This window comes from Sphingomonas sp. RS2018 (assembly GCF_054489605.1).
Genome location: NZ_JBTMWL010000001.1, coordinates 841,664 through 868,356, shown reverse-complemented (window position 1 = coordinate 868,356; position 26,693 = coordinate 841,664). Strand labels below are relative to the sequence as shown.

Genomic DNA, 26,693 nt, shown 5'->3' with positions numbered 1-26,693 from the left:
ACCGTTCGGGCTGGATAGCCCCATCACCGTTCGGGCTGAGCCTGTCGAAGCCCTGCCCTTTTCTTCGGGCGACACGTGCGGCACGAAGAAGGGTAGCCCCCTTCGACTGCCTGCCTGCGGCAGTCGCTCAGGACAGGCTTCGACAAGCTCAGGGCGAACGGGTGGGGGACGGAGGGATCCAGTCCCCCACCCACCCAAAGCTCAGCTCTTGAACAGCGTCTCGGCGGTATGCTGCACCGGCCCGGTCTCGACCTCGCCGCCACCCTCGGCATCGCGCGCGGCCTGTTCACGCTCGGCGCGCAGCTGGGTCAACAGCGCCTCGCGGTCGCCGGCCAGCCGCTCGTCGGTCGGCGCCTCGATGCCCGCCGCCTTCGCCGCCTTGGCGACCAGCGCGTCCAGCTCGCGCTGCGACGTCAGGCCCAGCGTCACCGGATCCTTCGGCGTGATGTTGGCGATGTTCCAGTGGCTGCGGTCGCGGATCGCGGCGATGGTCGTGCGGGTGGTGCCGATCAGCTTGCCGATCGCGCCGTCCGAAATCTCGGGATGGTTGCGGATGATCCAGGCGATGCCGTCCGGCTTGTCCTGCCGCTTGCTGACCGGGGTGTAGCGCGGCCCCTTGGTGCGGCGGACCTGCTCCGGCCCCTTCAGCATCACCAGTCGATAGTCGGGATCGTCCTGCCCCTTCTCGATCTCTTCCATCGTCAGCTCGTGCGCGCGCACGGGGTCACGCCCGGTCAGCTTCGACGACGCGGTATCGTCGGCGATCGCCTGGATCTCCAGGATATGGAGGCCGCAGAAGTCGGCGATCTGCTCGAAGCTGAGCGCGGTATTGTCGACCAGCCAGGAGGCGGTCGCGTGCGGCATGAGCGGCTGGGCCACGGAAAAGTCTCCAGAAACGAATAGGGCCGCCCCATCGAAGGAGCGGCCACGTCGCCGACCGATCTAATGCGTGTGGCTCCGCGAGGCAATACGCCTCACGCCGCGGCGGCGAATGGCGCGGCCGATGCTTCGCCCTGCGTGGCCGGCGCCAGCGCGTCGAGGAACTGGCGGGCGCTTTCGGCCCAGGTGAAGGTGGCGCCGTGGGCGCCGCAGGCCGCGCGGTCGCGCGTCAGCGCGGCGGCGATGGCATCCTCCAGCCGGTCGGCCATCGCCCCCGTCGCGTCCGTCAGCACGTCGACCGGCCCGGTCACCGGATAGGCGGCGACCGGCGTGCCGCAGGCCAGCGCCTCTATCATCACCAGTCCGAAGGTGTCGGTGCGGCTGGGAAAGACCAGCACGTCGGCGGCGGCATAGGCCCCGGCCAGCGCGTCCCCGAACAGCGGCCCGAGGAAGATCGCTTGCGGGTGATCGCGCATCAGCGCGGCGCGCGCCGGTCCGTCGCCCACCACGACCTTCGTGCCCGGATGATCGCTCGACAGGAAGGCGGCGACGTTCTTCTCCACCGCGACGCGCCCGACATACAACTGGATCGGCCGCGGCAGATGCGCCAGCGCGTCGAGCGGCGTCACGCCGGCATGGAAGGCCGACAGGTCCACACCGCGCCCCCAGTGGCGGACATGATGCAGGCCGTGGTCGATCAGCGTCCGGCGGATCGACGGGGTGGAGGCGAGGATCGCCGACGACGGCGCATGGAACCAGCGGATATAGCGCCAGATCCACGCTGCCGGCACGCCGGTGCGCGCCGACACATAGTCGGGAAACTGCGTGTGATAGGCGGTGGTGAACGCCCGCCCCCGCGCCAGACACCAGCGCCGCGCCGCCAGGCACAACGGCCCCTCCGTCGCCAGATGGATCGCGTCCGCGCCGAACTCGTCGATCATCCGCGCGATCGTCGCAGTGCGCGCGAACGCCAGCCGTATCTCCGGATAGGTCGGGCACGGCACCGAGGCAAACTGGTCGGGCGAGATGACCAGCACGTCGTGCCCCATCGCCCGCAACGTCGTCCGCATCGCCGCCAGCGTCCGCACGACGCCGTTCACCTGCGGCGTCCAGGCATCGGTGACGATGGCTATGCGCATATCCGTCCTCTTGCGCTCCCGCGCAGGCGGGAGCCCAGGGCCACGATCGCTGCGCCTGACAACGCTGGGCTCCCGCCTGCGCGGGGGCACGAGGCGCTTGGAATGCTCACGCCGCCAGTACCGCCACCTCGGCCCCGCCCCGCGCTGCCATCTCGTCGGCCCAGTGCAGCAGCTCCATCCGCCCGTCGTGATGCTCGACCAGCGCGGTGCAGCCCTCCACCCAGTCGCCGTCGTTGTAATAGGCGATGCCGCCGATCTCGCGGATCTCGGCCGTATGAATGTGCCCGGCGACCACCCCGTCGATGCCGCGCGAGCCCGCCGCCTTCGCGACGATCTCCTCGAAGCGGGAGATGAACTCGACCGACTTCTTGACGCGGTGCTTGGCGTGTTTGCTCAGCGACCAATAGGGCAGCCCCGCCCAGCGGCGATAGGCGTTGACCCAGCGGTTCGCCCACAGCGCGAAGCCGTACGCTGCGTCGCCCAGATGCGCGAGCCAGCGGTGCGACAGCATGATCGCGTCGAACTCGTCGCCGTGCAGTACCAGCAGGCGGCGGCCGTCCGCGGTTTCGTGCACCGCCTGTCGCCGAATCTGGATGCCGCCGAAGTCGAGGCCGGTGAACTGGCGGAACATCTCGTCGTGATTGCCGGGGATGTAGACGACACGCGTGCCGCGCTTGGCGCGTTTCAGCAGGCGGCGGACGACGTCGTTGTGCGCAGGCGGCCAGTAGAATTTCTTCTTCAGCCGCCACCCGTCGATGATGTCGCCGACCAAGTACAGCGTGTCGCTGTCGACGTGGTCGAGGAAGTCGACCAGCATCCCGGCGTTGCACCCGCGCGTGCCCAGATGCACGTCGCTGATCCAGATCGTGCGGTAGCGGCGACGCTGCTCGGGCGCGGCGACGGCGACGGCGACCCGGCTCTCCTCGCGCGCAGCTACGAACTCGAACAGGTCGGTCACGTCCGCCCCGACCGGCAACCGCATGATATCGTCCATCCCGGCCTCGCTTCCACAGCCTCAGTCGGAATGGTGCGATGGCGCAAATTTGTGACAAGTCGGACGATGCGGCGTCACCGCAATGTAACGTCGCGCTCGCTCAGCGCGCTTCGGACGCGACCTCGTCCGGTTTCCGGGCCGGCGTCTCGACGCAGCGTGAGACCGCGGCGACGCCTCTCGCACCCTGCGCGACGCACGTCCTCACCAGGGCGCACACTCGGTACACCTCGGCCTCGTCCTGCCGGTCGTCCCGCGCTGCGCAAAACGTCACCCGCCAACCTTTTGTGCTGTAATCGATCTTCGACAGCCGCTGCCCGACCACGAGGATGTCCGGCGCCGCCGTGGCATCCTGCACCGGTGTCATCGCGAGGAGGAGCATCGCGAGCGGGATCACGCTCCCGTCACCCCACCGTCAGCACGATCTTGCCGACGTGATCGCCCGCTTCCATCCGCGCATGCGCCGCGGCGGCCTCGGTCAGCGGGAAGCTGCGGTCCATCACCGGGATCAGCCGCCCCGCCTCGACATGCGGCCACACGGTGCGCGACAGTTCGTCGGCGACCAGCCCCTTGAACGCGGTGTCGCGGTTGCGCAGCGTCGAGCCGGTCAGCGTCAGCCGGCGGCGCATGATATCGAAGATCGGGATGGTGGCGGTCGGCCCGCCCTGCACCGCGATCGAGACATGGCGGCCGTCCTCGCCCAGGCATTGCAGGTTGCGCGGCACGTAATCGCCACCGACCATGTCGAGCACCACGGCCACCCCCTTGCCGCTGGTAATGTCCTTCACCCGTGCGACGTAATCCTCGGCCTTGTAGTCGATCGCGTGATCCGCGCCGAGCGCCAGCGCCGCCGCGACCTTGTCCGCCGACCCCGCCGTTACGATGATCTCGACACCGAAGAGGTTGCACAGCGAAATCGCCATCGTGCCGATGCCGCTGGTGCCGCCATGGACCAGCACCGTGTCGCCCTCGCTCGCGAAGCCGCGCTCGAACAGGTTGGTCCACACGGTGAACAATGTCTCGGGCAGTGCGGCGGCCTGTTCCATCGACAGCGCCTCGGGCACCGGCAGGCACTGGACCCAGGGGGCCACGCAATATTCGGCATAGCCGCCACCCGACACCAAAGCGCACACGCTCTGCCCGATCATCTCGGGCACCACGTCGTCGCCGGTCGCGACGATCGTGCCGGAAATCTCCAGCCCCGGGATCGATGGTGCGCCCGGCGGCGGCGGATAGCCGCCCTTGCGCTGGAGCACGTCGGGGCGGTTCACCCCCGCCGCCGCCACGCGGATCAGCACCTCGTCCGGCCCCGGCACGGGTACGGGGCGCGTCACCGGCACCAGCACCTCGGGTCCGCCCGGTGCCTCGGGATCGATCGCGGTCATCGTCGCCGGTATCGTCACGCAGTCCCCCGTTCGTCGCACGCCGTTCATCTCGCATGGGACGCGACGTTATTGACACCCGCCCCTCCCGCGTCAACGATTGCCGCAATGGACGCCGATGACAGCCTGCCCCGCCGTGCGCGCGATCTGATCGCCGACCTGTCGCGACAGGATCTCGATCCGCTGTCGGTGGACGAGCTTCACGCGCGCATCGCAGCACTTGAGGCGGAGATCGCTCGCACCCGGGCGCGGCTGGATCGATCGGCCGGCGACCGGCTGAGCGCGGAATCCCTGTTCAGGTCATGACCGGCGCGCGCACCCTTCGCGCGACCCTCGCAAGCCCCCGCCTTGATGCGGACGCCTTTCGTTCCGACATATCGGTCACGGGGTCGGCCACCCGCGCCGGCCCGCTGGAGTAAACCATGCCCTCTTTCGCTTCCGCGCTCGAGAATACCCTGCACGAGGCCCTGAAGGCGGCATCCGCCCGCCGCCACGAATATGCGACGCTGGAGCATCTGCTGCTCGCGTTGATCGACGACGAACATGCCTCGAAGGTGATGGGCGCGTGCGGCGTGGACCTCGGCGATCTGAAGACCACCGTCGCGCATTATCTGGATACCGAGCTGGAGGCGCTGAAGGTCGCGACCGCGACCGACCCTTCGCCGACATCCGGTTTCCAGCGCGTCGTGCAGCGCGCGATCCTGCACGTCCAGTCGTCGGGCCGCGACGAGGTGACCGGCGCGAACGTGCTGGTCGCGCTGTTCAGCGAGCGCGAGAGCTATGCCGTCTATTTCCTGCAACAGCAGGACATGAGCCGCCTCGACGCCGTCAGCTTCATCAGCCACGGCGTCGGCAAGGGCGGCACCCCGACCGAAGCGCCGCCGCCCAAGGGCGCGGACGAGGAGAAGCCCGCCAAGGACGGCGGCAAGAAGACCGAGAGCGCGCTGAAGCAGTTCACGGTCGACCTGAACGAGAAGGCGAAGAACGGGAAGGTCGATCCGCTGATCGGTCGCGGCCCGGAGGTCGACCGCACCGTCCAGATCCTGTGCCGCCGCAGCAAGAACAACCCGCTCTACGTGGGCGACCCCGGCGTCGGCAAGACCGCGATCGCCGAAGGTCTCGCGCGCAAGATCGTCGAGGGTGACGTGCCCGAGGTGCTGAGGGAAGCCGTCATCTACTCGCTCGACATGGGCGCGCTGCTGGCTGGCACTCGCTATCGCGGCGATTTCGAGGAGCGGCTGAAGCAGGTCGTCAACGAGCTCGAAAAGCTGCCGCACGCGGTGCTCTTCATCGACGAGATCCACACCGTCATCGGTGCGGGTGCGACGTCGGGCGGCGCGATGGATGCGTCGAACCTGCTGAAGCCCGCGCTGTCGGGCGGCACCATCCGCTGCATCGGCTCGACCACCTACAAGGAATTCCGCAACCACTTCGAAAAGGATCGCGCGCTGCTGCGCCGGTTCCAGAAGATCGACGTCAACGAACCGACGATCGAGGACACGATCAAGATCATCACCGGCCTGCGCTCGGCGTTCGAGGGGCATCACGGCGTCAAATACACGCCCGATGCGATCAAGTCGGCGGTCGAGCTGTCGGCGCGCTACATCAACGACCGCAAGCTGCCCGACAAGGCGATCGACGTGATCGACGAGGTCGGCGCGATGCAGATGCTGGTCGCTCCGAACAAGCGCAAGAAGACGATCACTCCGAAGGAGATCGAACAGGTCATCGCGACGATGGCGCGCATCCCGCCGAAGACCGTGTCGACCGACGACACGCGCGCGCTCGCCAACCTCGACACCGACCTGAAGCGCGTCGTGTTCGGTCAGGACAAGGCGATCGAGGTGCTGTCCTCGGCGATCAAGCTCAGCCGTGCCGGCCTGCGCGATCCAGACAAGCCGATCGGCAACTATCTGTTTTCCGGCCCGACCGGCGTCGGCAAGACCGAGGTCGCGCGGCGGTTGGCCGATATCATGGGCATCCCGCTCCAGCGCTTCGACATGTCGGAATATATGGAGCGCCATTCGGTTAGCCGCCTGATCGGTGCGCCGCCGGGCTATGTCGGCTATGACCAGGGCGGGTTGCTGACCGACGCGGTCGACCAGCAGCCGCACAGCGTGCTCCTGCTCGACGAGATCGAGAAGGCGCATCCCGACCTGTTCAACATCCTGTTGCAGGTGATGGACAACGGCAAGCTGACCGACCACCACGGCAAGACCGTCGATTTCCGCAACGTCATCCTCATCATGACGACCAATGCCGGCGCCGCCGACATGGCGCGCGAATCGATCGGCTTCGGGCAGTTCACGCGGGAGGATGTGCAGGAGGACGCGGTGAAGAAGCTCTTCACCCCCGAATTCCGCAACCGCCTCGATGCGATCGTGCCGTTCGACTACCTGCCGACTGAGGTGGTGGGCCGCGTCGTCGAGAAGTTCATCCTCCAGCTCGAACTCCAGCTGGCCGACCGCGGCGTGCACATTGCCCTGTCGGACGAGGCGAAGGCGTGGCTGACCGAGCGCGGCTACGACAAGCTGTATGGCGCGCGCCCGATGGGTCGCCTGATCCAGGAAAAGGTGAAGCAGCCACTCGCCGAGGAACTGCTGTTCGGCAAGCTCGTCCACGGCGGCGAGGTCGACGTGAAGCTGAAGGACGGCGCGCTCGCCTTCCACATCACGCCCGCGCCGCCGAAGAAGGCAAAGCCCAAGGGCCGCAAGACCGCCGACGCACCGGCGAAGTGATCGCCTGCCGACCCGCCCCGGTGCGATGGGGCGGGTCGGTGAGGGACATCCCTGACGACAGCCGGCCCACCGCTCGTGCTCCCGCGAAGGCGGGAGCCCAGGGTCACAAGCGCCTCGGGCTGTTGTACTACGTAACCCTGGGTTCCCGCCTGCGCGGGAACACGGGCGGGTAGGGCAAGCCAAGCCTCAGCTTCGATCCGGCGCCACCCAGGGTCACCCCCGCACGACCCGTCCCGCATCCGCGCCCATGCGTCTCGAAATGCAGCGAATTTTAACACCTCGTTAGCCTCGCCGGCCTACAACCAAAGTATGAGATCGGCGAGGCTTCCGGCGGCATTGGCGTTGCTCGTCATCGCGTTCCTGACGGTGTTTCAGGCATCGCCGGCAAACGCGCAGGCCGGCCTCGCCGGCACGCCGCTGAAGGTCTGCATCGCGCGGGTCGCGGCCGGCGATACGCCCCGCGCGATGTTGCGCGCGCCGCGCCGTTTCGATTGCACCACGCCGCAGACCCGGTTCGGGTCCGGCGATTATTGGGCGATTTCGCACCCGCTGTCCGAAACACGCGCCGCCGGCACGGCCGATCGCGTGCGGATGTTGAGCCTGTGGCAGTCCGGGGTGACGCTCTACGCCGTGTACGGCGATGGCCGCATCGTCGCGATGCCCACGCTCAGCACCACGATCGGCCACAATCTTCAGCTCGGCGCTATCGTGGAGTTCGCGCCACCGACACGCGCCGCGCCGCTCGTGCGCCTGCTGTGGCGGGTGGACGGCGCCGCCAACGCCCGCGGCATCGTCGATGGCGCACGCCTGTCCGACGCGGAATCGAGCGCCTTCGCCAACGTCAAGATCGCCGCCTTCTACGCCGCCTTCGTCGGCATCGCCTTCGCGCTGATCGTCTATAATCTCGCGCTCTGGACGACGCTCCGGCACCGGTTCCAGCTGTTCTACTGCGCGATGACGGCGCTGTTGATCGCCTATGCCTTCACCTCTTCCGCCGCGATGGCGTGGGTATGGCCCGATCTCGACAACAACATTCGCATCTGCCTGAACTATGTCCTGCTCGGCTTCGCGGCGATGGCGGCGATGCTGTTCGCGCGCACCTTCTTCGAACGGCGGGTGTTCGACGGGTGGGTCGGTCGCTCCACCACCCTCGCCGCCGCAGCCTTCGGCTCGATCGGCCTGCTCTACGTCTCGCTGACCTTCGTCAGCCCGGCGCTGGCCGACCGCGCCGCCTCGGTCACCTTCCTGATCGGCATGCTCGGCACCGGCCCCATTCTGTGGAGCGCATGGCGGCGCGGCAGCCGCTATCTGCTGCTGTTCACCGTGACATGGGCCGTGCCCCTGATCGCTGGCGGTCTGCGCATTCTCTCCGGCCTGCGAGTCATCCCGACCACGTTCTGGATCGACAATTCGACGTTGCTGTCGCTCGCGATCGAGGCGTTGATGTCGGGCGTCGCCATCGCGTGGCGCGTGCAAAGGCTCAGCGTCGAACGCGACGAGGCCCGCGCGCGGGAAACCGCCGCCCGCCTGCTCGCCGACGAAGACCCGTTGACCGGCCTGTGGAACCGCCGCGCGCTGCTGGAACGCGTCGTCGGGCGGGAGGGCGTGCAGACGCTGCACATCATCGACATCGATCATTTCAAGTCGATCAACGACACGCTGGGCCATGACGGCGGCGACGAGGTGCTGCGCGTCTTCTCGCGCGCGCTGCGCGATGTCGCCCCGCCCGGCGCGGTGGTGGCGCGGATGGGTGGCGAGGAATTCGCGATCGTTCTGCCCGGCGACGCGACCGGCGAACCCGACACGATCCTCTCACGCCTGCGCCAGGCGCGCATGCCCTTCGACGTCCGCGTGACGGCCAGCATCGGCAGTTGCTCGGGCAAGCTGGCAACGGAGGCGCAGTGGCGCTCGCTCTATCGCCGCGCCGACCGCGCGCTGTTCGACGCCAAACAGGCCGGTCGCGACCGCGCCCGCCATGCCGGTACGCTGGCGACGGCGGCGTGAGCGACGGGGCGCACAAGCCCCACGCAACATTTCATTGCCGCCGACGCCCGCCCGCTTGTGGCGACGCCACGACTAACTTACACCAATGTCAATGACCGATCCCGAAGCCGTCTGGCGCACCGCCTATCGACACCCCGGCGACTGGGACCGGGCGTTTCCGCCGCGCTCGATGGTCGACCTGTTCGAGGAGAGCATGCGGCGGGATCCGGATGCCCCGCTGCTCGATTTCCTCGGTCGTCGCTACAGCTATGGCGAGACCTGGGACGGCGCCGCGCGGGTCGCCTGCGGGCTCGCCGCGATGGGCTATGGCCCCGGAGACCGCATCGGGCTCTTCCTGCCCAACGTTCCGCATTACGTCGCCGCCTATTACGGCATCCTCCGGCTGGGCGCGACGGTGGTGAACTTCTCGCCGCTCTACACGGTCGACGAACTGGCGCATCAGGTCGAGGATTCGGGCACCCGCCTGCTCTTCACCCTGTCCGCCACCGCCTTGCTGCCCAATGCCCTGAAAGTGCTCGAGGCGAGCCGGCTCGAGCGGCTGGTGGTCGGCTCGGTCGCGGGCGCGCTGCCGCCGGCCAAGTCGATGTTCTACCGCTGGTTCCGTGGGCGTGAGGTAACGCCGAAGCCCGACGACGCCCGCGTCACCGCCTTCTCCGCGCTGATCGCCAATGACGGCGCCTGCACCACCGCCACGGTCGATCCGACGCGCGACCTGGCGCTCATCCAGTACACCGGCGGCACCACCGGCACGCCCAAGGGGGCGATGCTGACGCACCAGAACCTGTCGGCGAACGCGCGTCAGGTCGCCGCGCTCAATCCGCATCCCGACCGACCGGATAGCGTCCTCGGCGCGCTCCCCTTCTTCCACGTCTTCGCCAACACCTGTGTCCTCAACCGCACCGTCGCGGCGGGCGGGGAGATCGTGATGCTGCCGCGCTTCGAGGCGGGGCAGGTGCTCGCCGCCATCGCCCGCGCCCGCCCGCGCGCGATGCCCGGCGTGCCGACCATGTATCAGGCGTTGCTCGACCATCCCCGCTGCGCACGCACCGACTTCTCGTCGCTCGATTTCTGCATCTCGGGCGGCGCGCCGCTGTCCGCCGAGTTGAAGGCGAAGTTCGAGGGCATGACCGGCGCGACGGTGATCGAGGGCTATGGCCTGTCGGAAAGCTCGGGCGTCGTCTCCTGCAACCCCTATGAGGGCGAACAGCGCACCGGCACCATCGGCCAGCCGATCGCCGCCACCCGCGTCGCGCTGGTCGACAAGGAAGACCCCTCGCGCTTCGTCTCCCCCGACACGCCGGGCGAGATCGTGCTGGCGGGGCCGCAGATCATGGCGGGTTACTGGCAGCGCCCCGATGCGGATGCGGAGGTGTTCGTCACCGACGACGCCGGCACCCGCTGGCTTCGCACCGGCGATGTCGGCACGATCGACGCGGACGGCTTCATCCGCATCGTCGACCGGCTGAAGGACATGATCGCGGTCGGCGGGTTCAAGGTCTTCCCGAGCCAGATCGAGGCGATCCTGCACCATCATCCCGCGATCAAGGAGGCGCTCGTCATCGGCCTGCCCGATCACTACCGCGGTGAGGTACCGCGCGCCTATGTCACGCTGATCGACGGTGCGACCGAGACCGGCGAGGCGCTGGCCGCATGGGTCAATCCGCAATTGGGCAAGCACGAACGCGTCGACCAGGTCGTCGTCCGCCTCAACCTGCCCAAGACGATGATCGGCAAGCTGAGCCGCAAGGACCTGCTCGCCGAGGTGATGGCGGAGTAGCGGCTCAGGTGAAGTCGAGATCGTCGATGTCGCGGGCGCCGTGCACAATCCGCCTGATGTCGACGGATTCTGCCGTAACGCGATAGACGATCAGTATGCGCCCTTCGAACGAGATCGAGCGCAGACCCTCGCCAAGATCCGATCGATTCGAACCGCGTTGTGGAAAGGTCGCCAGCTTTGCGATCACGCTACGAATGCGAGCGTCATACCGATCGGCGACGATGGCATCGGCGCGGTCCTCGATCCACCGCGAGATTGCGTGCAGATCGACGATGGCAGACGGAGTGATCGTGACCTGGAATGTCATGCGCCGCGTCGGCGGGCCTTCATCTCATCCAATTGGGCGAACGCTTCCTCGATCGGGATAGATGGCCGCGGATCGGCTAGAGCCTCCGCAAGTTTCGCCCGCACCGTCTGATTGAAAGATGCCTGCTGACGCTCCAGCGCATCGAATGCCGCGTCGACGACATCATCAATCGAATCGAAATTGCCGCTCGCCACGAAATGCTCCGCACGTTCGGAATAGGCACCCAGCCGGATATCGGGATCGCGTTCAGCCATGCGCCTTCATAGCCGATTTGCTAACGTTACAACACCGCCTTCAAATTCATGAACGCATGCAACCCCCACGGGCCAAGCTCGCGCCCGTGCCCCGACCGCTTCACCCCACCGAACGGCGCTTCCGGCGTCGAGGCGAGCATCGCGTTCACCGCGATCATCCCCGCCTCGACATCACGGACGAAGCGGTCGCGTTCGGCATCGTCGTTCGTCCACACGCTCGCCCCCAGCCCGAACGGCACGTCGTTGGCCAGCGCCACCGCATGGTCCAGATCGCTCGCGCGGAACAGCATCGCGACCGGGCCGAAGATCTCCTCGCGCGCCAGCCTGCCGTCGGGGTTCAGGTCGGCGAGCACGCCCGGCGTCATCCAGGCGCCCGCACGGTCGATCGCCCGTCCGCCGACCAGCAGCCGGGCGCCCTCGCCCTCCGCCGCCTTCACCTGTTCCAGCACGGTGTCGCGCGCCTCGACGCTCGACAGCGGCCCCATCGCGGTCGCCTCCGCCATCGGGTCGCCGATCGCCACGTCGCGCATGCCGGCGACGAAGGCGTCGGCGAACGCGTCATAGACGTCTGCGTGGACGATCATCCGCTTGGCGCAGATGCACGACTGGCCCGCGTTCTGCACCCGCGCCTTCACCGCGACCTGCGCGGCTTTCGCGATATCGGCGGAGGGCATGACGACGAACGGGTCCGATCCGCCCAGTTCCAGCACCACCGGCTTCAACGTGCGCCCGGCCGCCTCGCCGACCTTCACGCCCGCACCCTCGCTGCCGGTCAGCGTCACCGCGGCGATGCGATCGTCGGCTATCAGCGCGGCGACCTTGTCGGACGCGATGGCGAGGTTCTGGAACAGCCCGACCGGCGCCCCTGCCGAACGGATCACATCCTCCATCAGCGCGGCGCACCCCTGCGTCAGCGAGGCATGCTTCAGCAGCCCGACATTGCCCGCCATGATCGTCGGCGCGATGAAGCGCACCGCCTGCCAATAGGGGAAGTTCCACGGCATGATCGCCAGCACCGGCCCCAGCGGCTGCCAGCGCGCAACGCCCTTGCCGTCCGGCAGTTCGGTGTCGGCCAGCAGCGCCAGGCCATGCTCGGCATAGTATCGGAACGCCGACGCGCATTTCTCGACCTCGGCGATCGCGGACGACAGCGTCTTGCCCATCTCGCGCGTCGCCATCTCGGCCAGCGCCTGCTTCCGCGCATCGAAGCCATCGGCGATCGCCGCCAGCAACGCCGTCCGCTCGGCATGGGGAGTCAGCCGCCACCGACGATATTCTTCCGCCGCCGCGACGACCTTCGTCTCGATCTCGTCATCCGACAGGGCCGCGTACGTCGCGAAGGTTTCGCCGGTGGCGGGGTTCACAGACTTGAACATGCAATGCTCCTGATCTGGCCGACGCCAGCTTATCCTGCGCTATCCCCCTCCCCGTTCCCCCTGAGCTTGTCGAAGGGCTGCCCTTCTTCGTGCCGCGAGCGATGGCGTAGGAAGAAAGACAGTGCTTCGACAAGCTCAGCAGGAACGGTGATGGGGTGCGCCCTCTCTCAACCCCCCTTCCGCGCTTTCGGTTGCAAAGCCTGCCGCGCCTGCCGCATAGGTCGCCGCATGGCAGAGGACAGCACGATCGACACGCTCTCGTTCGAAGAGGCGCTGAAGGAACTCGAAACGATCGTGGCGCGGCTCGAAACCGGGCAGGCGCCGTTGCAGGAGGCGATCGACCTCTACGCGCGCGGCGACGCGCTGCGCAAGCAATGCGACGCCCGGCTGAACGCGGCGCAGGCGCGGATCGAGGCGATCCGGCTCGATGGCGACGGGCGCCCCGCCGGCACCACCCCCTTCGCCGCGTGACGGCGCCGATGCGCCTCCACACGCTGTCGCTGCACGACGCGCTGGCGGATGTCGGCGGGGAGGTCGATCGCCAGTTCGACGCGCTGCTGACCATCCCTGACGACGCCCGCGCCGCGCTGTACCGCGCGATGCGGCATTCGGCGATCGGCGGAGGCAAGCGGCTGCGCCCGCTGCTGACGATGGCGACCGCCGATCTGTTCGGCGTGGAGCGCGACTGCGCCGCCCGCGCCGGCACCGCGATCGAGTGCATCCATGTCTACAGCCTGGTCCACGACGACCTGCCCGCGATGGACGACGACGACCTGCGCCGCGGCAAGCCCACCGCGCACAAGGCGTTCGGGGAGGCGACCGCGATCCTCGCCGGCGATTCCCTCCATGCCCTCGCATTCGAGATGCTGGCCGATCCGGCCACGCACAGCGATCCCTTCGTCCGCGTCGAGCTGATCGCCGACCTCGCCCGCGCGTCCGGCCCGGCCGGCATGGCGGGTGGGCAGATGATGGACCTCGCCGCCGACGGCGCGCAGTTCGACCTCGCCACCGTCACCCGGTTGCAGGCGATGAAGACCGGCGCGCTGATCGCCTGCGCGGTGGAGGCGGGCGCCATCCTCGGCCGCGTACCGCCCGAGGCGCGGACGGGCCTGCGCGGCTACGCCCGCGACATCGGCCTCGCCTTCCAGATCGCCGACGACCTGCTCGATGCCGAGGGCGACGCGGAAAGCGTCGGCAAGGCCGTGCGCAAGGATGCCGACGCCGGCAAGGAAACCTTCCTCTCGCTGATGGGCACCGACCGCGCGCGCGAACAGGCGCAGCTGCTCGTCGACCAGGCGATCGGCCACCTCCACAGCTACGGCGCCGAAGCCGACCTGCTCCGCGCCATCGCCCGCTACATCACGGAGCGCGACCGGTGATGCGCATCGGCGTCTATCCCGGCACGTTCGATCCCGTCACGCTCGGGCATATGGACATCATCCGGCGCGGGGCGAAGCTGGTCGACCGGCTGGTCGTCGGCGTCACCACCAACCCGTCGAAGTCGCCGATGTTCTCGGTCGAGGAACGGCTGGCGGCGGTGCGGCGAGAGGTCGCGGACGTGGCCGGCGACGTCACCGTCACCAGCTTCGATTCGCTGCTGATGGACTTCGCCGAGCGGGAGGGCGCCAGCATCATCGTCCGCGGCCTGCGCGCCGTCGCGGATTTCGAGTACGAATATCAGATGGCCGGCATGAACCAGCAGCTGAACGCGCGGATCGAGACGGTCTTCCTGATGGCCGACGTCTCGCTGCAACCGATCGCGAGCCGGCTGGTGAAGGAAATCGCGCTCTACGGCGGCGACATCGGCCGGTTCGTGCCGCCGGCGGTGAAGGGCGAGGTCGACGCCCGCGTCGCCGTGCTGGGCCGCAAGGGCGATCGCTGACGCGCGCACCGTTCACTTTGCCGCAACCCGCGTTTTGATCTAAGCGCGCCGACATGCTCCGTTCGAGGTTCTCTCCCATGCGCCTATTCGCCGTCGCGACCGCCCTGCTCGCGACCGTCACTGCCCTGCCCGCCGCGGCCCAGCTGATCGAGGTCCCCGGCCGCGCGACCGCCCCCGCGACGACGGACAAGGAAAACCTCTGGCTGCTCGACCTGTCGGACGGCGGCCGAGTCACCATCTGGCTGCGCCCCGATGTCGCGCCCAAGATGGTCGAGCGGATCAAGACCCTGACCCGCCGGAAGTTCTACGACGGCCTCAATTTCCACCGCGTCATCGACGGCTTCATGGCGCAGGGCGGCGATCCGAAGGGCGACGGCACCGGCGATTCCGACCTGCCGAACGTGGATGCCGAGTTCAACTACCTCCCCCACGTCCGCGGCGCGGTGTCCGCGGCCCGCCCAGGCGCGCCCGAGGGGGCGACCGAGGAGCAGAAGACGAAGGCGAACAACGGCGCCAACAGCCAGTTCTTCATCGTCTTCGCGCCGCGCCTGTCGCTCGACAAGAAGTACACCGTGTTCGGCCGCGTCATCGACGGCATGCAGTATGTCGATGCGATCGAGCGCGGCGAGCCGCCGGCAAGCCCGACGAAGATCCTGCGCGCCTCGATCGCCGCCGACAATCCCCCGCCCTACGCCGCTGCTCCCGCCACGCCGCCGGCGACGATGGTCGCCCCGCTGACGCTGCCGCCGGGTCCGGGCCGCAAGGCGCCGCCGGCAAAGTAAAGGCACTCCCCTCTCCCCGTTCGGGCTGAGCTTGTCGAAGCCCTGCCCTTCTTCTTCGTGTCGGATTGTAGAAGGACAGCCCTTCGACAAGCTCAGGGCGAACGGGGTGAGGGAAGTTCACACAAATGAACGTCGACCTCTTCGATTTCACCCTCCCCCCGGAATCGATCGCGCTGCGCCCCGCCGCGCCGCGTGACGCCGCGCGCATGCTGGTCCTCGACGACAGCGGAACGCACGACCGCGTCGTCACCGACCTGCCCGCTGCGCTGCGCGCCGGCGACCTGCTGGTCTTCAACGACACGCGCGTCATCCCGGCCCGGCTGGAAGGCACGCGCGGCGACGCGCGCATCGGCGCGACGCTCCACAAGCGCGAGGGGCCGCGCCGCTGGCGTGCGTTCATCCGCAACGCGAAGCGCCTGCGTGACGGCGACACCATCGACTTCGGCCACGGCGTCACCGCCTCCGCCAGCGCGCACGGCGACGACGGCAGCTTCGCGCTCGACTTCGCGGGCGACGAGCCGGTCGAGCTGCTGCTGGAGCGCGCCGGCCATATGCCGCTGCCGCCCTATATCGCCGCGAAGCGCCCTACCGACGAACGCGACGCGGACGACTACCAGACCATGTTCGCGGCCGAGCCGGGCGCGGTCGCCGCCCCCACCGCCGCGCTGCACTTCACCCCCGGCCTGATGGCGGCGCTCGACGGTGCCGGGATCGGCCATGCGACGCTGACGCTGCACGTCGGCGCGGGCACCTTCCTGCCGGTGAAGGCCGACGACACCGACGACCACAGGATGCACGCCGAATGGGGCCGCATCGACGCCGCCACCGCCGATCGCCTGAACGCCGTCCGCGCCGCGGGCGGACGCGTCGTCGCGGTCGGCACCACCAGCCTGCGCCTGATCGAGAGCGCCGCCGGCGAAGACGGCATCATCCGCCCGTTCGAAGGGGATACGGCGATCTTCATCACGCCCGGTTATCGCTTCCGCGGCATCGACGGGCTCGTCACCAACTTCCACCTGCCGCGCTCGACGCTCTTCATGCTGGTCAGCGCGCTGATGGGGCGCGAACGCATGCAGGCCGCGTACGCGCACGCCATTGGCGAGGGCTATCGCTTCTACAGCTACGGCGATGCCTCGCTCCTGCTGCCTGGTTAACGGCTCGCCAAGATCGTCCGATCTTAGGACATACGCCAAATGGGGGATGGAGGCGCCCGCCGCCCCGGATACCCCGTCCCCTAGGGCGTTCATCAAGGGGGGAAATTGCCATGCGTTACGCGATCGGCTTCGCACTGGCGGCGGTGGCATCCACCGGTGCCTCTGCTCAGGTGACCAACAATGCCTATGGCTCGGCATCGCTCCAGACGGTGCGAAACTGCCCGACCGACGGCTCGACGCTCTGCAACGGTGTCGGCGCCGATCAGGCGGTGGTGAGCCGCAGTCAGACCGGCGGGACGGGCGTCGCCAATCAGGTCAGCTACGATGTCGGCACGAGCGGCCGCGCGAAGGCCAGCGTCGGCTTCGCCACCGGTCTCGGCCTGCCTGAGATCAAGCTCGACGCCTATTCGGGCGCATCCACGCGGATCGGCAACAACGTCTATGCGTGGCAAACCTACACCTACAACGGCGCGGACGAATTCGACATCCTGCTGAGCGGCAATTTCCACATCGTCGATTCCTCGACGAACGCGACAAATGGGGCACTGCCGGGCGGTGCCAACGCCGCCGCCGGCTTCGCGATCTGGAACAAGGCCGATTTCTTCTCCTATATGCCGGCCACTGCCACGGCCGCGCAGATCAATTCCCGCGCCTATCTCTTCGGGGGCTCGCCCTGTTCCGACTTCGAGGGCGGCCCCGGCCCGCGCGCCAGCAGTCTCAGTGCGATCTCGTTGACGGGCGGCGCCAACCAGAGCTTTTCGGTCGGTCAGCAGAATTGTGGAGAGCAGACGCTGACGCTCTACAAGGGCGACGAATTCGTCATCGCCAGCTTCGCACAGCTGACCGTGAACCGTGGCGGCTGGGCGGACGCGACCGGCACCTTCACCGTCGATCTCGATCCTTCGGTCGATGCCGCAACGCGTCAGGCGTTCGCCAGCAGCGTCACCTTCCAGACGCCGGGCGCGGTGCCCGAGCCGGCGACATGGGCGATGATGATCCTCGGCTTCGGCATGGTCGGCGGCACGATGCGGCGCCCGCGCAAGGCCGCGCTCGCTGCCTGACCACGGACGGGCGGCCTTCGCGGGCCGCCCGCTCTCCTACTCCGCCGCCAACTTCGCCACCCGCGCCTCATGCTCGCTGCGCCCGAACGGGAACCGCAGGAAGATCGTCGCGGCGACGATCGCCAGCGTGCCGTAGATCGCGATGAAGATCAGCGTCATCCGGTCGATCGTCGCTACGCCCACCGTTCCCGGCGTCGCCTGTTCGGGGAAGCCCGCGATCGACAGGATCGTGCCGGCGAGGAAGATGCCGATCCCCGACGTGCATTTCTGGATGAAGAAGCTGCCGGCGAAGAACACGCCCTCGGACCTCAGGCCCGTGCGCGTCTCCGATTCCTCGACGACATCGGCCATCATCGACGCGCCGACGATGAAGCCCGACACGCCCATCGCCGTCGCGATCGTGAAGAACACCAGCAGGACGTACAGCAGCGCCGGTTCCGGCGGCAGCACCCCCGCCAGCCGTAGCCAGTAGGGCGTCGTGTTGAACAGCGCGCCACCCACGACGAACAGCGCGGTCGCGCGCGGCTTGCCGATCAGGCGCGCGACGCGCGGCGCGACGAAGAAGGCGATCACCACCGCCACCAGCAGCACCGCCGGGATCAGCGCCATCGTCGCGCCCGAGAATTTCCAGACATAGCTGTAGAGATAGTTCGACAGGGCATAGCTGATGCCCTGGTTGGTATAGGCGCACACCCCGCCCAGCATCAGGATCGCGAACGCGCGGTTCTTCAGCGTCGCGCGCAACTCGCCCAGATTCTCCTTGAAGGTCGCGCGCCGGGCGGGCGGATGCGGCAGGTTCGGGATCTCGCGATGCGTGCCGATCGCCGAAGTCAGGATCGCCACCGCCATCAGGCCTGCGCCGGCCAGCGCGAACGCGCCATAGCCGGCACGGTTGAGCAGCCCGTTGGGAAACTCCGGCGTCGCGCGCAGGAACACGATGTACGCCGCGACCAGCATCGTCAGACCGCCGATCCAGCCGAACAGGTATCGATACGCCATGATCCGCGTGCGCTCGTCATAGTCCGACGTCAGCTCCGCCGTCATCGCGACCGACGGCACCTCGTAACAGGACACCGCGCTGCGCACGATCACCGCGGAGACGAACAGCCAGCCGAGCACCGCGCTCTGCTCCCATCCGACCGGCGGGTTCCACAGCGCGATCCATCCCAACGCGATCGGCAGCGCCGCACCATACATCCACGGATGCCGCCGCCCGAACCGGCTGCGCGTGCGATCGGACAGGAACCCGACTGCCGGATCGATGATCGCGTCGATGACCAGCGCGCACATGATGACGAAGCCGACCGCCGCCGACGGCAGGCCGACGACCTGGTTGTAGAACAGCAGCAGGAACGTGCCGAAGCTCGCATCCTTCACGCCGTACGCGACGGCGCCGAAGCCATAGGCGAGCATCGTCCCACGCCGCACGCGGCGGGCGGGCGGGACTTCGGTCTGATGACCGTGAACGGTGGTCACTTGGCGGCCATCCGATCGATCAGGTCGAAGATGCCCGGCGACTGCGGATCCCAGCTATGCCGCGGCCCGACCGTCACGCCGCCGTCGACGGTGATATGCGTGCCGGTGACGAAACTCGCGTCGTCGCTCAGCAGATAGGCGATGGCGGCGGCGATGTCCTGCGGTCGGCCGGCGCGGGCGATCGGCTGCCCTTTCGCCGCGATGCCGCCGATCGTCCCGTCGATCTGCGCGCGCCGGTCGCTCGCCATGTCGAAGCCGGCGGTGAAAATCCCTGTCGCGATGAAGCCCGGCACGACCGCGTTCACGCGGATATTGTGCCGCGCCAGCTCGGCGGCGGCGATCTTCGACAGGTGCAGCACCCCCGCCTTCGCCACCGAATAGGCGATCGGCGCGGCGCCGGCCTCCAGTGCCGACACCGACGACACGTTGACGATCGCCCCGCCCCCGCGCGCCGCCATCAGCGGTGCGGCGTAACGGATGCCCATCGCCACCGACCGCAGCAGCAGCGCCTGCGTGGCGTCCCAGTCGTCGGCGCTGATGGCGTCGATCGTCTCGCGCGCACCGCCCGCGCCGGCGTTGTTGACCAGACCGTCGATCCCGCCCGCCGCATTGGCCTCGGCGATCAGCGCCTCGATCTGCGCGGGATCGGTCACGTCGCAATGCCGATACGTCGCACCGATTTCTGCTGCGACAACATTCCCGAGGTCATCGACGATGTCCGACAGCCACACATCGGCACCTTGCGTTACAAGATGTTCCGCTGTCGCCCGCCCGATGCCCGCGGCACCGCCCGTCACCACCACCCGCTTGCCCGCAAATCGCATCATCGTCTCCAAGTCCCGGCCCTCTTAGGCGGCGGCAGCGCTGCGACCAAATCGAATATCGGGTATGGCTTGCATGAAAGATGCGCCGTCTTTAGCAAGGCTGCAAATCGAAAGGAGCGGATGAACGGCATGGCCATGGACGCGGACACCTTCGACGCGCTGATCGACCACATCCGCCGCTTCGTCACCGAACGGCTCCGCCCGCTGGAGGCGCAGGTCGAGGCCGACGACGCGATCCCCGCCGACGTGGTCGAGGAAATGAAGGCGATGGGCCTGTTCGGCCTCTCGATCGCCGAGGAGCACGGCGGCCTCGGCCTCACCATGTCGGAAGAGGTCCGCGTCGCGATCGAGCTCGGCCGCACCACGCCCGCGTTCCGCTCCGCCTTCGGCACCAACGTCGGCATCGGGTCGCAGGGGCTCGTCATGGCCGGCACGCCCGAGCAGAAGGCGGCATGGCTGCCGCGCATCGCCAGCGGAGAGGTCGTCACCAGCTTCGCGCTGACCGAACCCGATGTCGGCAGCGACAGCGGCGCCGTCCGCGCCCGTGCGGTCAGGGACGGTGACGTGTATCGCCTGTCGGGCACGAAGCGTTACATCACCAACGCCGACCGCGCCGACCTGTTCACTGTCATGGCGCGCACCGGCGACGATCCCGGCGCGCGCGGCGTCTCCGCCTTCCTCGTCCCGCGCGACTTGCCGGGCGTCTCGGTCGGCGAGCCGGAAAAGAAAATGGGGCAGAAGGGCGCGAAGGTCGCCGATGTCACCTTCGACGATGTCGCCGTCCCGGCTGCCAACCGGCTGGGAGCGGAGGGCGAAGGCTTCCGCATCGCGATGCGCGTGCTCGATCGCGGGCGGCTGCACATCGCCGCGGTTTGCGTCGGCGTCGCCGAGCGGCTGATCGCCGATTGCGTCGGCTATGCCACCGAACGCCGCCAGTTCGGCAAGCCGATCGCCGAGCATCAGCTCATCCAGGCGATGATCGCGGACTCTAAAACGGAAGCGCTCGCCGCCCGCGCGCTGGTGCTGGAAACGGCGCTATCGAAGGATCGGTATGCCGACGTCGTGCTCGAATCCGCGGCGGCCAAATATTACGCCTCGGAAATGGTCGGCCGCGTCGCCGATCGTGCGGTGCAGATCTACGGCGGCGCCGGCTACATCGCCGACTACGGCATCGAACGCCTGTACCGCGACGTCCGCCTGTTCCGCATCTACGAAGGCACCAGCCAGATTCAGCAACTCATCATCGCCCGCGAGACGCTGAAGCGGGGTGGATGACCAATCGCCCTCTTCCCCCCGGGGAGAGGGTTGGAAGAGGGGCAGTCGACAACCGCGAACGACAGGGTCGAAGGAGAGACTGCCCCTCTCCCCGACCCTCTCCCCCAAAGGGGAAGAGGGAGATTAGCATGGACACTACCGACCTGTTCCGTCTCGACGGCCGCACCGCCCTCGTCACCGGGGGATCGCGCGGCATCGGGCGGATGATCGCTGCGGGCTTCGTCGCACAGGGCGCAAAGGTCTACATCTCCTCGCGCAAGGCCGACGCCTGTTTCGCCACCGCCGAGGAACTGGGACCCAACTGCATCGCCCTGCCGCAGGACGTGTCGACCGTCGCCGGCTGCAAGGCGCTCGCCGCGCAGTACGCCGAGGTCGAGGACGGCCTCGACATTCTCGTCAACAACGCAGGGGCAGCGTGGGGCGTGCCGTTCGAGGAATTCCCTGAGGCCGGCTGGGACAAGGTCATGGACCTGAACGTCAAGTCGCCCTTCTTCCTGACGCAGGCGCTGCACGGCGCGCTGAAGGCGGCGGCGCGGCCCGACCGTCCGGCCAAGGTCATCAACATCACCTCGATCGACGGCCTGCGCCTGAACCCGTGGGACACCTACAGCTATCAGGCTTCGAAGGCCGCGCTGATCTACCTGACGAAGCGGCTGGCCGCGCGGCTGGTGACCGATGCGATCAACGTCACCTCGATCGCACCCGGCGCGTTCGCGAGCGAGATGAACCGTGCCGCGCGCGACCACGGCGACGCGGTGGCGAAGCGCATCCCAGCGGGACGCATCGGCGTGGATCAGGACATGGCCGGCACCGCGATCTTCCTCGCCAGTCGCGCCGGCGACTATGTGATCGGCGAGACGATCGCGGTCGACGGCGGGCTGGTCAACGCCTCGCTCGGCTCCTCGATCGAGGGGTAACCGATACGAAAAGGGCCGCACCCGCGGTGCGTCGTACGCACCACGAATGCGGCCCAGAGCGTGCCCGGCCGCCCCCTGCAACGCCAGCCTGACGGCTGACGGCAGAGCCGTTCACGCTATCCCGTCGCCGGGCCGCCGACCGACGGACCCGGCGTGAACCTCAGAAGCGAAAGCCGATGCCGAACTGCAGGATGGGATAGACCTTCACCTTGTCGATATCGTCCTGCAGCTCGACCCGCTCGCGCTCCAACGCGGCGCGGAAGCCCGAATCGGCCTGCGCCGTGCCCGTTGCGCGAAACTCGCGCAGGCGGGCGCTGCCCTGGAACAGAACGCCGGCCTCAGTCGCGAAGAAGAAACCCTTGCGCTTGCTGCCGCCCCAGCCGAGCGTGAGGGCCGGCGCGAACTTCTTCACATCGGCACCACCCGTCAGCGTACCGACCTGAGCGGCGGTGTAGACGTTGTCGCCGATCTCGATCGTGGTGCTGGCACCAGGCTGCAAGCGCACGTCGACGCGGTTGCGGTTGATGCGCGCGCCGGCCGACAGGCGGAAGGCGCCGCCGAACGGATGTACGTCGATCATGGCGCCATAGGACTTCAGGTGCAGGCCGCCGCGGTAGGTGTTCTCGTCGGAGTCGAAGTCCGCGCCGAAGCTGAGGAACGATGCGCTGGCGCGAATACCGACATGATCCGAAAAGCGGACACCGACTTCCGGACCGATCCCCAGGGTACCCGCCGTCACGGCCGCGGAGATGATGGCACCGTTGTCTTCCACCGGTGCTTCCTGTGCCAGCACGGGCGTGCTCGCCAGCGCTGCGGCAAGCAATGCGGCCGTCCGCGACAGTCTTGAAACCTTCATGAATCTAACCCCCCGTAGATGACCGACACCGTGCCGGCCTCCCTCCCGACCGCCCTGTTGCGCAAGCTAGCGAAATCCCGCATCCTCCATTTGGGGTAGTGGGGAAAAATCAGGAACATGGCGGATCTAATTCGCGGCGTGGTCGACCGATTTCGGGACGCCGCGCTGGGACTTGCCGAATGGGACGAGGCGCTGGCCGCGGTCGGCGCGGCGACCAACGCGACCATGATCCAGCTGACCGGCATCGCTGATGGCGGGCAGCTGCTCATCAACCGCACGCGCGGCATCTCGACCGACCAGATGGCCGCCTATTTCGACGCGCGCGGTTTCGATCCGCTCTTCAACCCGCGTACGCGCGGCATCCTCGACTACACGCCGATGCGCTGCTTCACCGACGACGATCTGCTGCAGGGCACCACCCGCTCGACCTTCGCGATCTACGACGATCTGTTCCACCCCACCGACGCGCATCATTCCGCCCAGATCCGGCTGAACACCACCGACGGCGTCGGGCTGGGGCTCACGCTGATGCGGTCGCGAACCCCCGGCACCTACGACCGGCGCACCCGCGATTTGGTCGAGCGGCTGGGGCCGGGGATCGCGGCGGCGTGCCACGCCGCGCTGGCGTTCGGCACCGCGCAGGACCGCACGATCGTGCAGACGGCGGAACTGCTGGCGGGGCAGGCGATCCTGCTCGGCGCCGATCGCACGATCGTGTCGCTGTCGCCGGCGGCGGAGCAGACGCTGCGCACCGGCCGCGCGCTGACCGTCCGGGCGGGGCGCCTCGTCGCCATCGATGCGGTCAGCGACCGCGACCTCGACCGCGCGTTCCGCTGCGCCGAATCCGACACGGGCCAGGCCCGAGTCTCGGTCCGCGCGCTGGGCGGCCCGTTGCATGTCGAACTCACGCCTCTCCCTCCCCGACTACCCGGCACCCTGTCTGTCGCGCGGGTGCTGTTGACGATGCGTCAGCCGTCGCAGGGCGAAGAGGCACTGGCGACCAGCGCACAAGCGCTGGGCCTGTCAGGCGCAGAGGGCGAGGTCGCCGTGCTGCTGGCCGCCGGGCTGACGCTAGCGCAGATCGCCGAGCGCCGGGGCAGCGCGGTCAGCACGGTGCGGACGCAGCTGAAGTCCGCCTTCAACAAGACGGGCACGCATCGCCAGACGGAGCTGGTGATGCTGCTGCGCCGCGGCGCCTGACGCCTCAGCTCAGCGCGCGATCCCGCCGGCCGCCAGCACCGCAAGTGTCATCAGCTCGCTGGCGGTCGAGGTCATCGGCGCGATCTGCACCGGCTTTTCCATGCCGATCAGCATCGGGCCGATCACCGCGTCGCCGCCCAGCTCCCGCAGCAGCTTTGCCGAGATGTTGGCGGATTGCAGGCCCGGCATGATAAGAATGTTCGCCGGTCCCGACAGGCGGATGAAGGGATAGTTGGCGAACTGCTTCGGGTTCAGCGCGACGTCCGGCGCCATCTCGCCTTCATATTCGAAGCCGACACCGCGTTCGTCCAGCACGCGTACTGCCTCGCGCAGGTTCTCCAGCCAGTGCCCCTCGGGGTTGCCGAAAGTCGAATAGCTCAGGAACGCCACGCGCGGCTCATGCCCCATGCGTCGCGCGACCGCTGCGGTCTGTTCCGCGATGTCGGCCAGTTCCTCGGCGGTCGGGCGTTCGTTGATCGTGGTGTCGGCCATGAACACGGTGTGGCTCTGTCCGACCAGCACATGGATGCCGAACGGCGTACGCCCCTCGGCCGGATCGATCACGCGGCGCACCTCGCGCATCGTCTGCGCATAGGTGCGGGTGATGCCGGTAATCATCGCATCCGCCTCGCCCAACTGGAGCATGACGGCGCCGAAGGTGTTGCGGTCCTGGTTGATCATCCGCTCCGCATCGCGGCGCAGATAACCGCGGCGCTGCAGGCGTTCGTACAGGAAATCGACCATGCGCGGCACCAGTGTCGAGGTGCGGCTATTGTGGACCTCATATTCCTCGGCATTGGCGACGCCCAGCGCGCGAAGACGGTCGTGGACATCGTCGCGGCCGACCAGCACGGGCGTGCCGTAGCCGCCTTCCTTGAATGCGATCGCCGCGCGCAGCACGACCTCCTCCTCGCCCTCGGCAAACAGCACGCGCTTCGGATGCGCGCGCGCGCCTTCATAGGCGAGCGTCAGCACCGAGGTGGTCGGGTTCAGCCGTGCGCGCAGCGAGTCGCGATACGCCGCCATGCTGGCGATCGGCTTGGTCGCGACGCCCGAGTCCATCGCCGCCTGCGCGACCGCGATCGAGACATTCTCCATCAGCCGCGGATCGAACGGCGCTGGGATGATGTAATCCGGCCCGAAGACATGGCGCACGCCATAAGCGGCGGCGACCTCCTCCGGCACGCGCTCGCGCGCCAGTTCGGCGATGGCGTTGGCCGCGGCGATCTTCATCGCATCGTTGATCCCAGTCGCCCGCACGTCGAGCGCACCGCGGAAGATGAAGGGGAAGCCGAGCACGTTGTTGACCTGGTTCGGATAGTCCGACCGGCCGGTGGCGATGATGCAGTCGGGCCGCGCGGCCTTCGCCAGTTCGGGGCGGATCTCCGGCTCCGGGTTGGCCATCGCGAAGATGATCGGCGCGGGCGCCATGTCCTTCACCATCTCGGGCTTCAGCGCACCCGCCGCGGACAGGCCCAGGAACACGTCGGCGCCGTGCAGCGCCTCGGTCAGCGTGCGGCGGTCGGTGGCAGCGGCATGTGCCGACTGCCACTGGTTCACGTCGTCGCGGCCCTGATAGATCACGCCCTTGCGGTCGCACATCAGCACATGGTCGGGGCGCACCCCCATCGCCTTCATCAATTCGGTGCAGGCGATCGCGGCCGCGCCGGCGCCGTTCACGACGACCTTCACGTCGGCCAGCGCGCGGCCGGTCAGTAGGCAGGCATTGATGAGCCCCGCCGCGCTGATGATCGCGGTGCCGTGCTGATCGTCATGGAAGACAGGGATGTTCATCCGCTCGCGCAGCGTCTGCTCAATGATGAAGCATTCCGGCGCCTTGATATCCTCTAGGTTGATGCCGCCGAACGTCGGCTCCATCAGCTCGACCGCGTCGATGAAGCGGTTCACGTCCTCGGTCTTTAGTTCGATGTCGATCGAATCGACGTCGGCGAAGCGCTTGAAGAGCACCGCCTTGCCCTCCATCACCGGCTTCGACGCCAGCGCGCCGAGATTGCCCATGCCCAGGATCGCGGTGCCGTTCGAGATGACGGCGACGAGGTTGCCCTTCGCGGTATAATCGTAGGCGGTGGCGGGATCGTCGGCGATCGCCTGCACCGGCACGGCGACGCCTGGCGAATAAGCCAGCGCCAGGTCGCGCTGCGTCGTCAGCGGCTTGGACGCGATGATCTCGATCTTGCCCGGCCGTCCCTCGGAATGGAACAGCAACGCCTCGCGCTCGGAAAACTGCACGCTCGCTTCGGCTTCGTCGGACATCCGCACCCTCTCTTCGCTATGCCGAGCGTCATAGAGGCGCGGCGGCACTTAGGGAACCGTCACCTTCCGCTGGGGAAGGCAAAGACGCGAGCACCCATTGGACACTTGCTGTGCGGATAATCGCACAATCCTTGCCCCTTCACCC

At 68.1% G+C, this 26,693-nt stretch carries 25 protein-coding genes; 13 read left to right on the top strand and 12 right to left on the bottom strand.

Annotated features, from left to right (window positions below; genetic code table 11):
• Window positions 1–201: 201 nt before the first annotated feature.
• From ACX40P_RS04325 to ACX40P_RS04305, 5 genes are all read right to left on the bottom strand, one after another.
• On the bottom strand, window positions 202–879 hold the full coding sequence (locus tag ACX40P_RS04325) for a DUF1013 domain-containing protein (protein ID WP_459125043.1): 678 nt from the start codon (window positions 877–879) through the stop codon (window positions 202–204).
• 95 nt (window positions 880–974) lie between these two features.
• Complete coding sequence (locus ACX40P_RS04320) at window positions 975–2,018, bottom strand: glycosyltransferase family 4 protein (protein WP_459125042.1); 1,044 nt, start codon at window positions 2,016–2,018, stop codon at window positions 975–977.
• A 106-nt stretch (window positions 2,019–2,124) separates the two neighbouring features.
• Window positions 2,125–3,012: a UDP-2,3-diacylglucosamine diphosphatase gene (locus ACX40P_RS04315; RefSeq protein WP_459125041.1), complete on the bottom strand. Its 888-nt coding sequence runs from the start codon at window positions 3,010–3,012 to the stop codon at window positions 2,125–2,127.
• 100 nt (window positions 3,013–3,112) lie between these two features.
• A complete protein-coding gene (locus tag ACX40P_RS04310; RefSeq protein WP_459125040.1) occupies window positions 3,113–3,406 on the bottom strand; it encodes a hypothetical protein in 294 nt (97 codons plus the stop codon).
• A 7-nt stretch (window positions 3,407–3,413) separates the two neighbouring features.
• A complete protein-coding gene (locus ACX40P_RS04305) occupies window positions 3,414–4,394 on the bottom strand; it encodes an NAD(P)H-quinone oxidoreductase (RefSeq protein ID WP_459125241.1) in 981 nt (326 codons plus the stop codon).
• Window positions 4,395–4,499: 105 nt separating this feature from the next.
• Between ACX40P_RS04305 and ACX40P_RS04300 the strand changes: the two genes are divergently transcribed.
• From ACX40P_RS04300 to ACX40P_RS04285, 4 genes are all read left to right on the top strand, one after another.
• A complete protein-coding gene (locus ACX40P_RS04300; protein ID WP_459125039.1) occupies window positions 4,500–4,697 on the top strand; it encodes a DUF1192 family protein in 198 nt (65 codons plus the stop codon).
• Window positions 4,698–4,813: 116 nt separating this feature from the next.
• Window positions 4,814–7,129 carry an ATP-dependent Clp protease ATP-binding subunit ClpA gene (gene clpA, locus ACX40P_RS04295; RefSeq protein WP_459125038.1) on the top strand — a complete coding sequence of 772 codons (2,316 nt, stop codon included), beginning with the start codon at window positions 4,814–4,816 and terminating at the stop codon, window positions 7,127–7,129.
• Window positions 7,130–7,438: 309 nt separating this feature from the next.
• Window positions 7,439–9,133, top strand: a complete 1,695-nt coding sequence (locus ACX40P_RS04290; RefSeq protein WP_459125037.1) for a GGDEF domain-containing protein — start codon at window positions 7,439–7,441, stop codon at window positions 9,131–9,133.
• Window positions 9,134–9,224: 91 nt separating this feature from the next.
• The gene (locus tag ACX40P_RS04285; RefSeq protein ID WP_459125036.1) at window positions 9,225–10,910 is read left to right on the top strand and encodes an AMP-binding protein; all 1,686 of its coding nucleotides are present in this window, start codon (window positions 9,225–9,227) and stop codon (window positions 10,908–10,910) included.
• Between the two features lie 4 nt (window positions 10,911–10,914).
• On the opposite strand, the gene ACX40P_RS04280 is transcribed toward ACX40P_RS04285, so the two are convergent.
• From ACX40P_RS04280 to ACX40P_RS04270, 3 genes are read right to left on the bottom strand one after another with little or no spacing between them, the layout of a single operon-like run.
• Complete coding sequence (locus ACX40P_RS04280; RefSeq protein ID WP_459125035.1) at window positions 10,915–11,217, bottom strand: type II toxin-antitoxin system RelE/ParE family toxin; 303 nt, start codon at window positions 11,215–11,217, stop codon at window positions 10,915–10,917.
• Entirely contained in the window at window positions 11,214–11,471 is a 258-nt protein-coding gene (locus tag ACX40P_RS04275) for an antitoxin PaaA2 family protein (RefSeq protein ID WP_459125034.1), read from the bottom strand. Before ACX40P_RS04275 ends, ACX40P_RS04280 begins: the two co-directional genes overlap by 4 nt.
• A 26-nt stretch (window positions 11,472–11,497) precedes the next feature.
• Window positions 11,498–12,880 carry an NAD-dependent succinate-semialdehyde dehydrogenase gene (locus ACX40P_RS04270; RefSeq protein WP_459125240.1) on the bottom strand — a complete coding sequence of 461 codons (1,383 nt, stop codon included), beginning with the start codon at window positions 12,878–12,880 and terminating at the stop codon, window positions 11,498–11,500.
• A gap of 195 nt (window positions 12,881–13,075) precedes the next feature.
• Here ACX40P_RS04270 and ACX40P_RS04265 point away from each other — a divergent pair, with 195 nt between their 5' ends.
• The 6 genes from ACX40P_RS04265 (at window position 13,076) to ACX40P_RS04240 (ending at window position 17,726) form a co-directional block, all read left to right on the top strand.
• Window positions 13,076–13,318, top strand: a complete 243-nt coding sequence (locus ACX40P_RS04265; protein WP_459125033.1) for an exodeoxyribonuclease VII small subunit — start codon at window positions 13,076–13,078, stop codon at window positions 13,316–13,318.
• Window positions 13,319–13,326: 8 nt separating this feature from the next.
• The gene (locus ACX40P_RS04260; RefSeq protein WP_459125032.1) at window positions 13,327–14,226 is read left to right on the top strand and encodes a polyprenyl synthetase family protein; all 900 of its coding nucleotides are present in this window, start codon (window positions 13,327–13,329) and stop codon (window positions 14,224–14,226) included.
• Window positions 14,226–14,729 (top strand): pantetheine-phosphate adenylyltransferase, encoded by a 504-nt coding sequence (gene coaD / locus ACX40P_RS04255; RefSeq protein ID WP_459125239.1) that lies wholly within the window; start codon window positions 14,226–14,228, stop codon window positions 14,727–14,729. Before ACX40P_RS04260 ends, coaD begins: the two co-directional genes overlap by 1 nt.
• 77 nt (window positions 14,730–14,806) lie before the next feature.
• Window positions 14,807–15,511 carry a peptidylprolyl isomerase gene (locus ACX40P_RS04250; RefSeq protein ID WP_459125031.1) on the top strand — a complete coding sequence of 235 codons (705 nt, stop codon included), beginning with the start codon at window positions 14,807–14,809 and terminating at the stop codon, window positions 15,509–15,511.
• 125 nt (window positions 15,512–15,636) lie between these two features.
• Window positions 15,637–16,665 carry a tRNA preQ1(34) S-adenosylmethionine ribosyltransferase-isomerase QueA gene (gene queA, locus ACX40P_RS04245; protein WP_459125030.1) on the top strand — a complete coding sequence of 343 codons (1,029 nt, stop codon included), beginning with the start codon at window positions 15,637–15,639 and terminating at the stop codon, window positions 16,663–16,665.
• A 110-nt stretch (window positions 16,666–16,775) separates the two neighbouring features.
• Complete coding sequence (locus ACX40P_RS04240; protein ID WP_459125029.1) at window positions 16,776–17,726, top strand: PEPxxWA-CTERM sorting domain-containing protein; 951 nt, start codon at window positions 16,776–16,778, stop codon at window positions 17,724–17,726.
• 36 nt (window positions 17,727–17,762) lie between these two features.
• Here the strand turns inward: ACX40P_RS04240 and ACX40P_RS04235 are convergent, their stop codons facing one another.
• Both ACX40P_RS04235 and ACX40P_RS04230 read right to left on the bottom strand, forming a co-directional pair.
• Entirely contained in the window at window positions 17,763–19,202 is a 1,440-nt protein-coding gene (locus tag ACX40P_RS04235; protein WP_459125028.1) for an MFS transporter, read from the bottom strand.
• Window positions 19,199–20,026 carry an SDR family NAD(P)-dependent oxidoreductase gene (locus tag ACX40P_RS04230; RefSeq protein ID WP_459125027.1) on the bottom strand — a complete coding sequence of 276 codons (828 nt, stop codon included), beginning with the start codon at window positions 20,024–20,026 and terminating at the stop codon, window positions 19,199–19,201. The genes ACX40P_RS04235 and ACX40P_RS04230 overlap by 4 nt, the downstream gene beginning before the upstream one ends.
• Before the next feature lie 129 nt (window positions 20,027–20,155).
• On the opposite strand from ACX40P_RS04230, the gene ACX40P_RS04225 reads away from it, so the two are divergent.
• Together ACX40P_RS04225 and ACX40P_RS04220 are read left to right on the top strand one after the other, a co-directional pair.
• A complete protein-coding gene (locus ACX40P_RS04225; protein ID WP_459125026.1) occupies window positions 20,156–21,301 on the top strand; it encodes an acyl-CoA dehydrogenase family protein in 1,146 nt (381 codons plus the stop codon).
• A 128-nt stretch (window positions 21,302–21,429) separates the two neighbouring features.
• Window positions 21,430–22,218 (top strand): SDR family oxidoreductase, encoded by a 789-nt coding sequence (locus ACX40P_RS04220; RefSeq protein ID WP_459125025.1) that lies wholly within the window; start codon window positions 21,430–21,432, stop codon window positions 22,216–22,218.
• Window positions 22,219–22,378: 160 nt separating this feature from the next.
• Here the strand turns inward: ACX40P_RS04220 and ACX40P_RS04215 are convergent, their stop codons facing one another.
• Window positions 22,379–23,074, bottom strand: a complete 696-nt coding sequence (locus tag ACX40P_RS04215; protein ID WP_459125024.1) for a hypothetical protein — start codon at window positions 23,072–23,074, stop codon at window positions 22,379–22,381.
• 117 nt (window positions 23,075–23,191) lie between these two features.
• Here ACX40P_RS04215 and ACX40P_RS04210 point away from each other — a divergent pair, with 117 nt between their 5' ends.
• Entirely contained in the window at window positions 23,192–24,274 is a 1,083-nt protein-coding gene (locus ACX40P_RS04210; protein WP_459125023.1) for a helix-turn-helix transcriptional regulator, read from the top strand.
• A gap of 9 nt (window positions 24,275–24,283) precedes the next feature.
• On the opposite strand, the gene ACX40P_RS04205 is transcribed toward ACX40P_RS04210, so the two are convergent.
• On the bottom strand, window positions 24,284–26,548 hold the full coding sequence (locus tag ACX40P_RS04205; RefSeq protein ID WP_459125022.1) for an NADP-dependent malic enzyme: 2,265 nt from the start codon (window positions 26,546–26,548) through the stop codon (window positions 24,284–24,286).
• Window positions 26,549–26,693 lie beyond the last annotated feature (145 nt).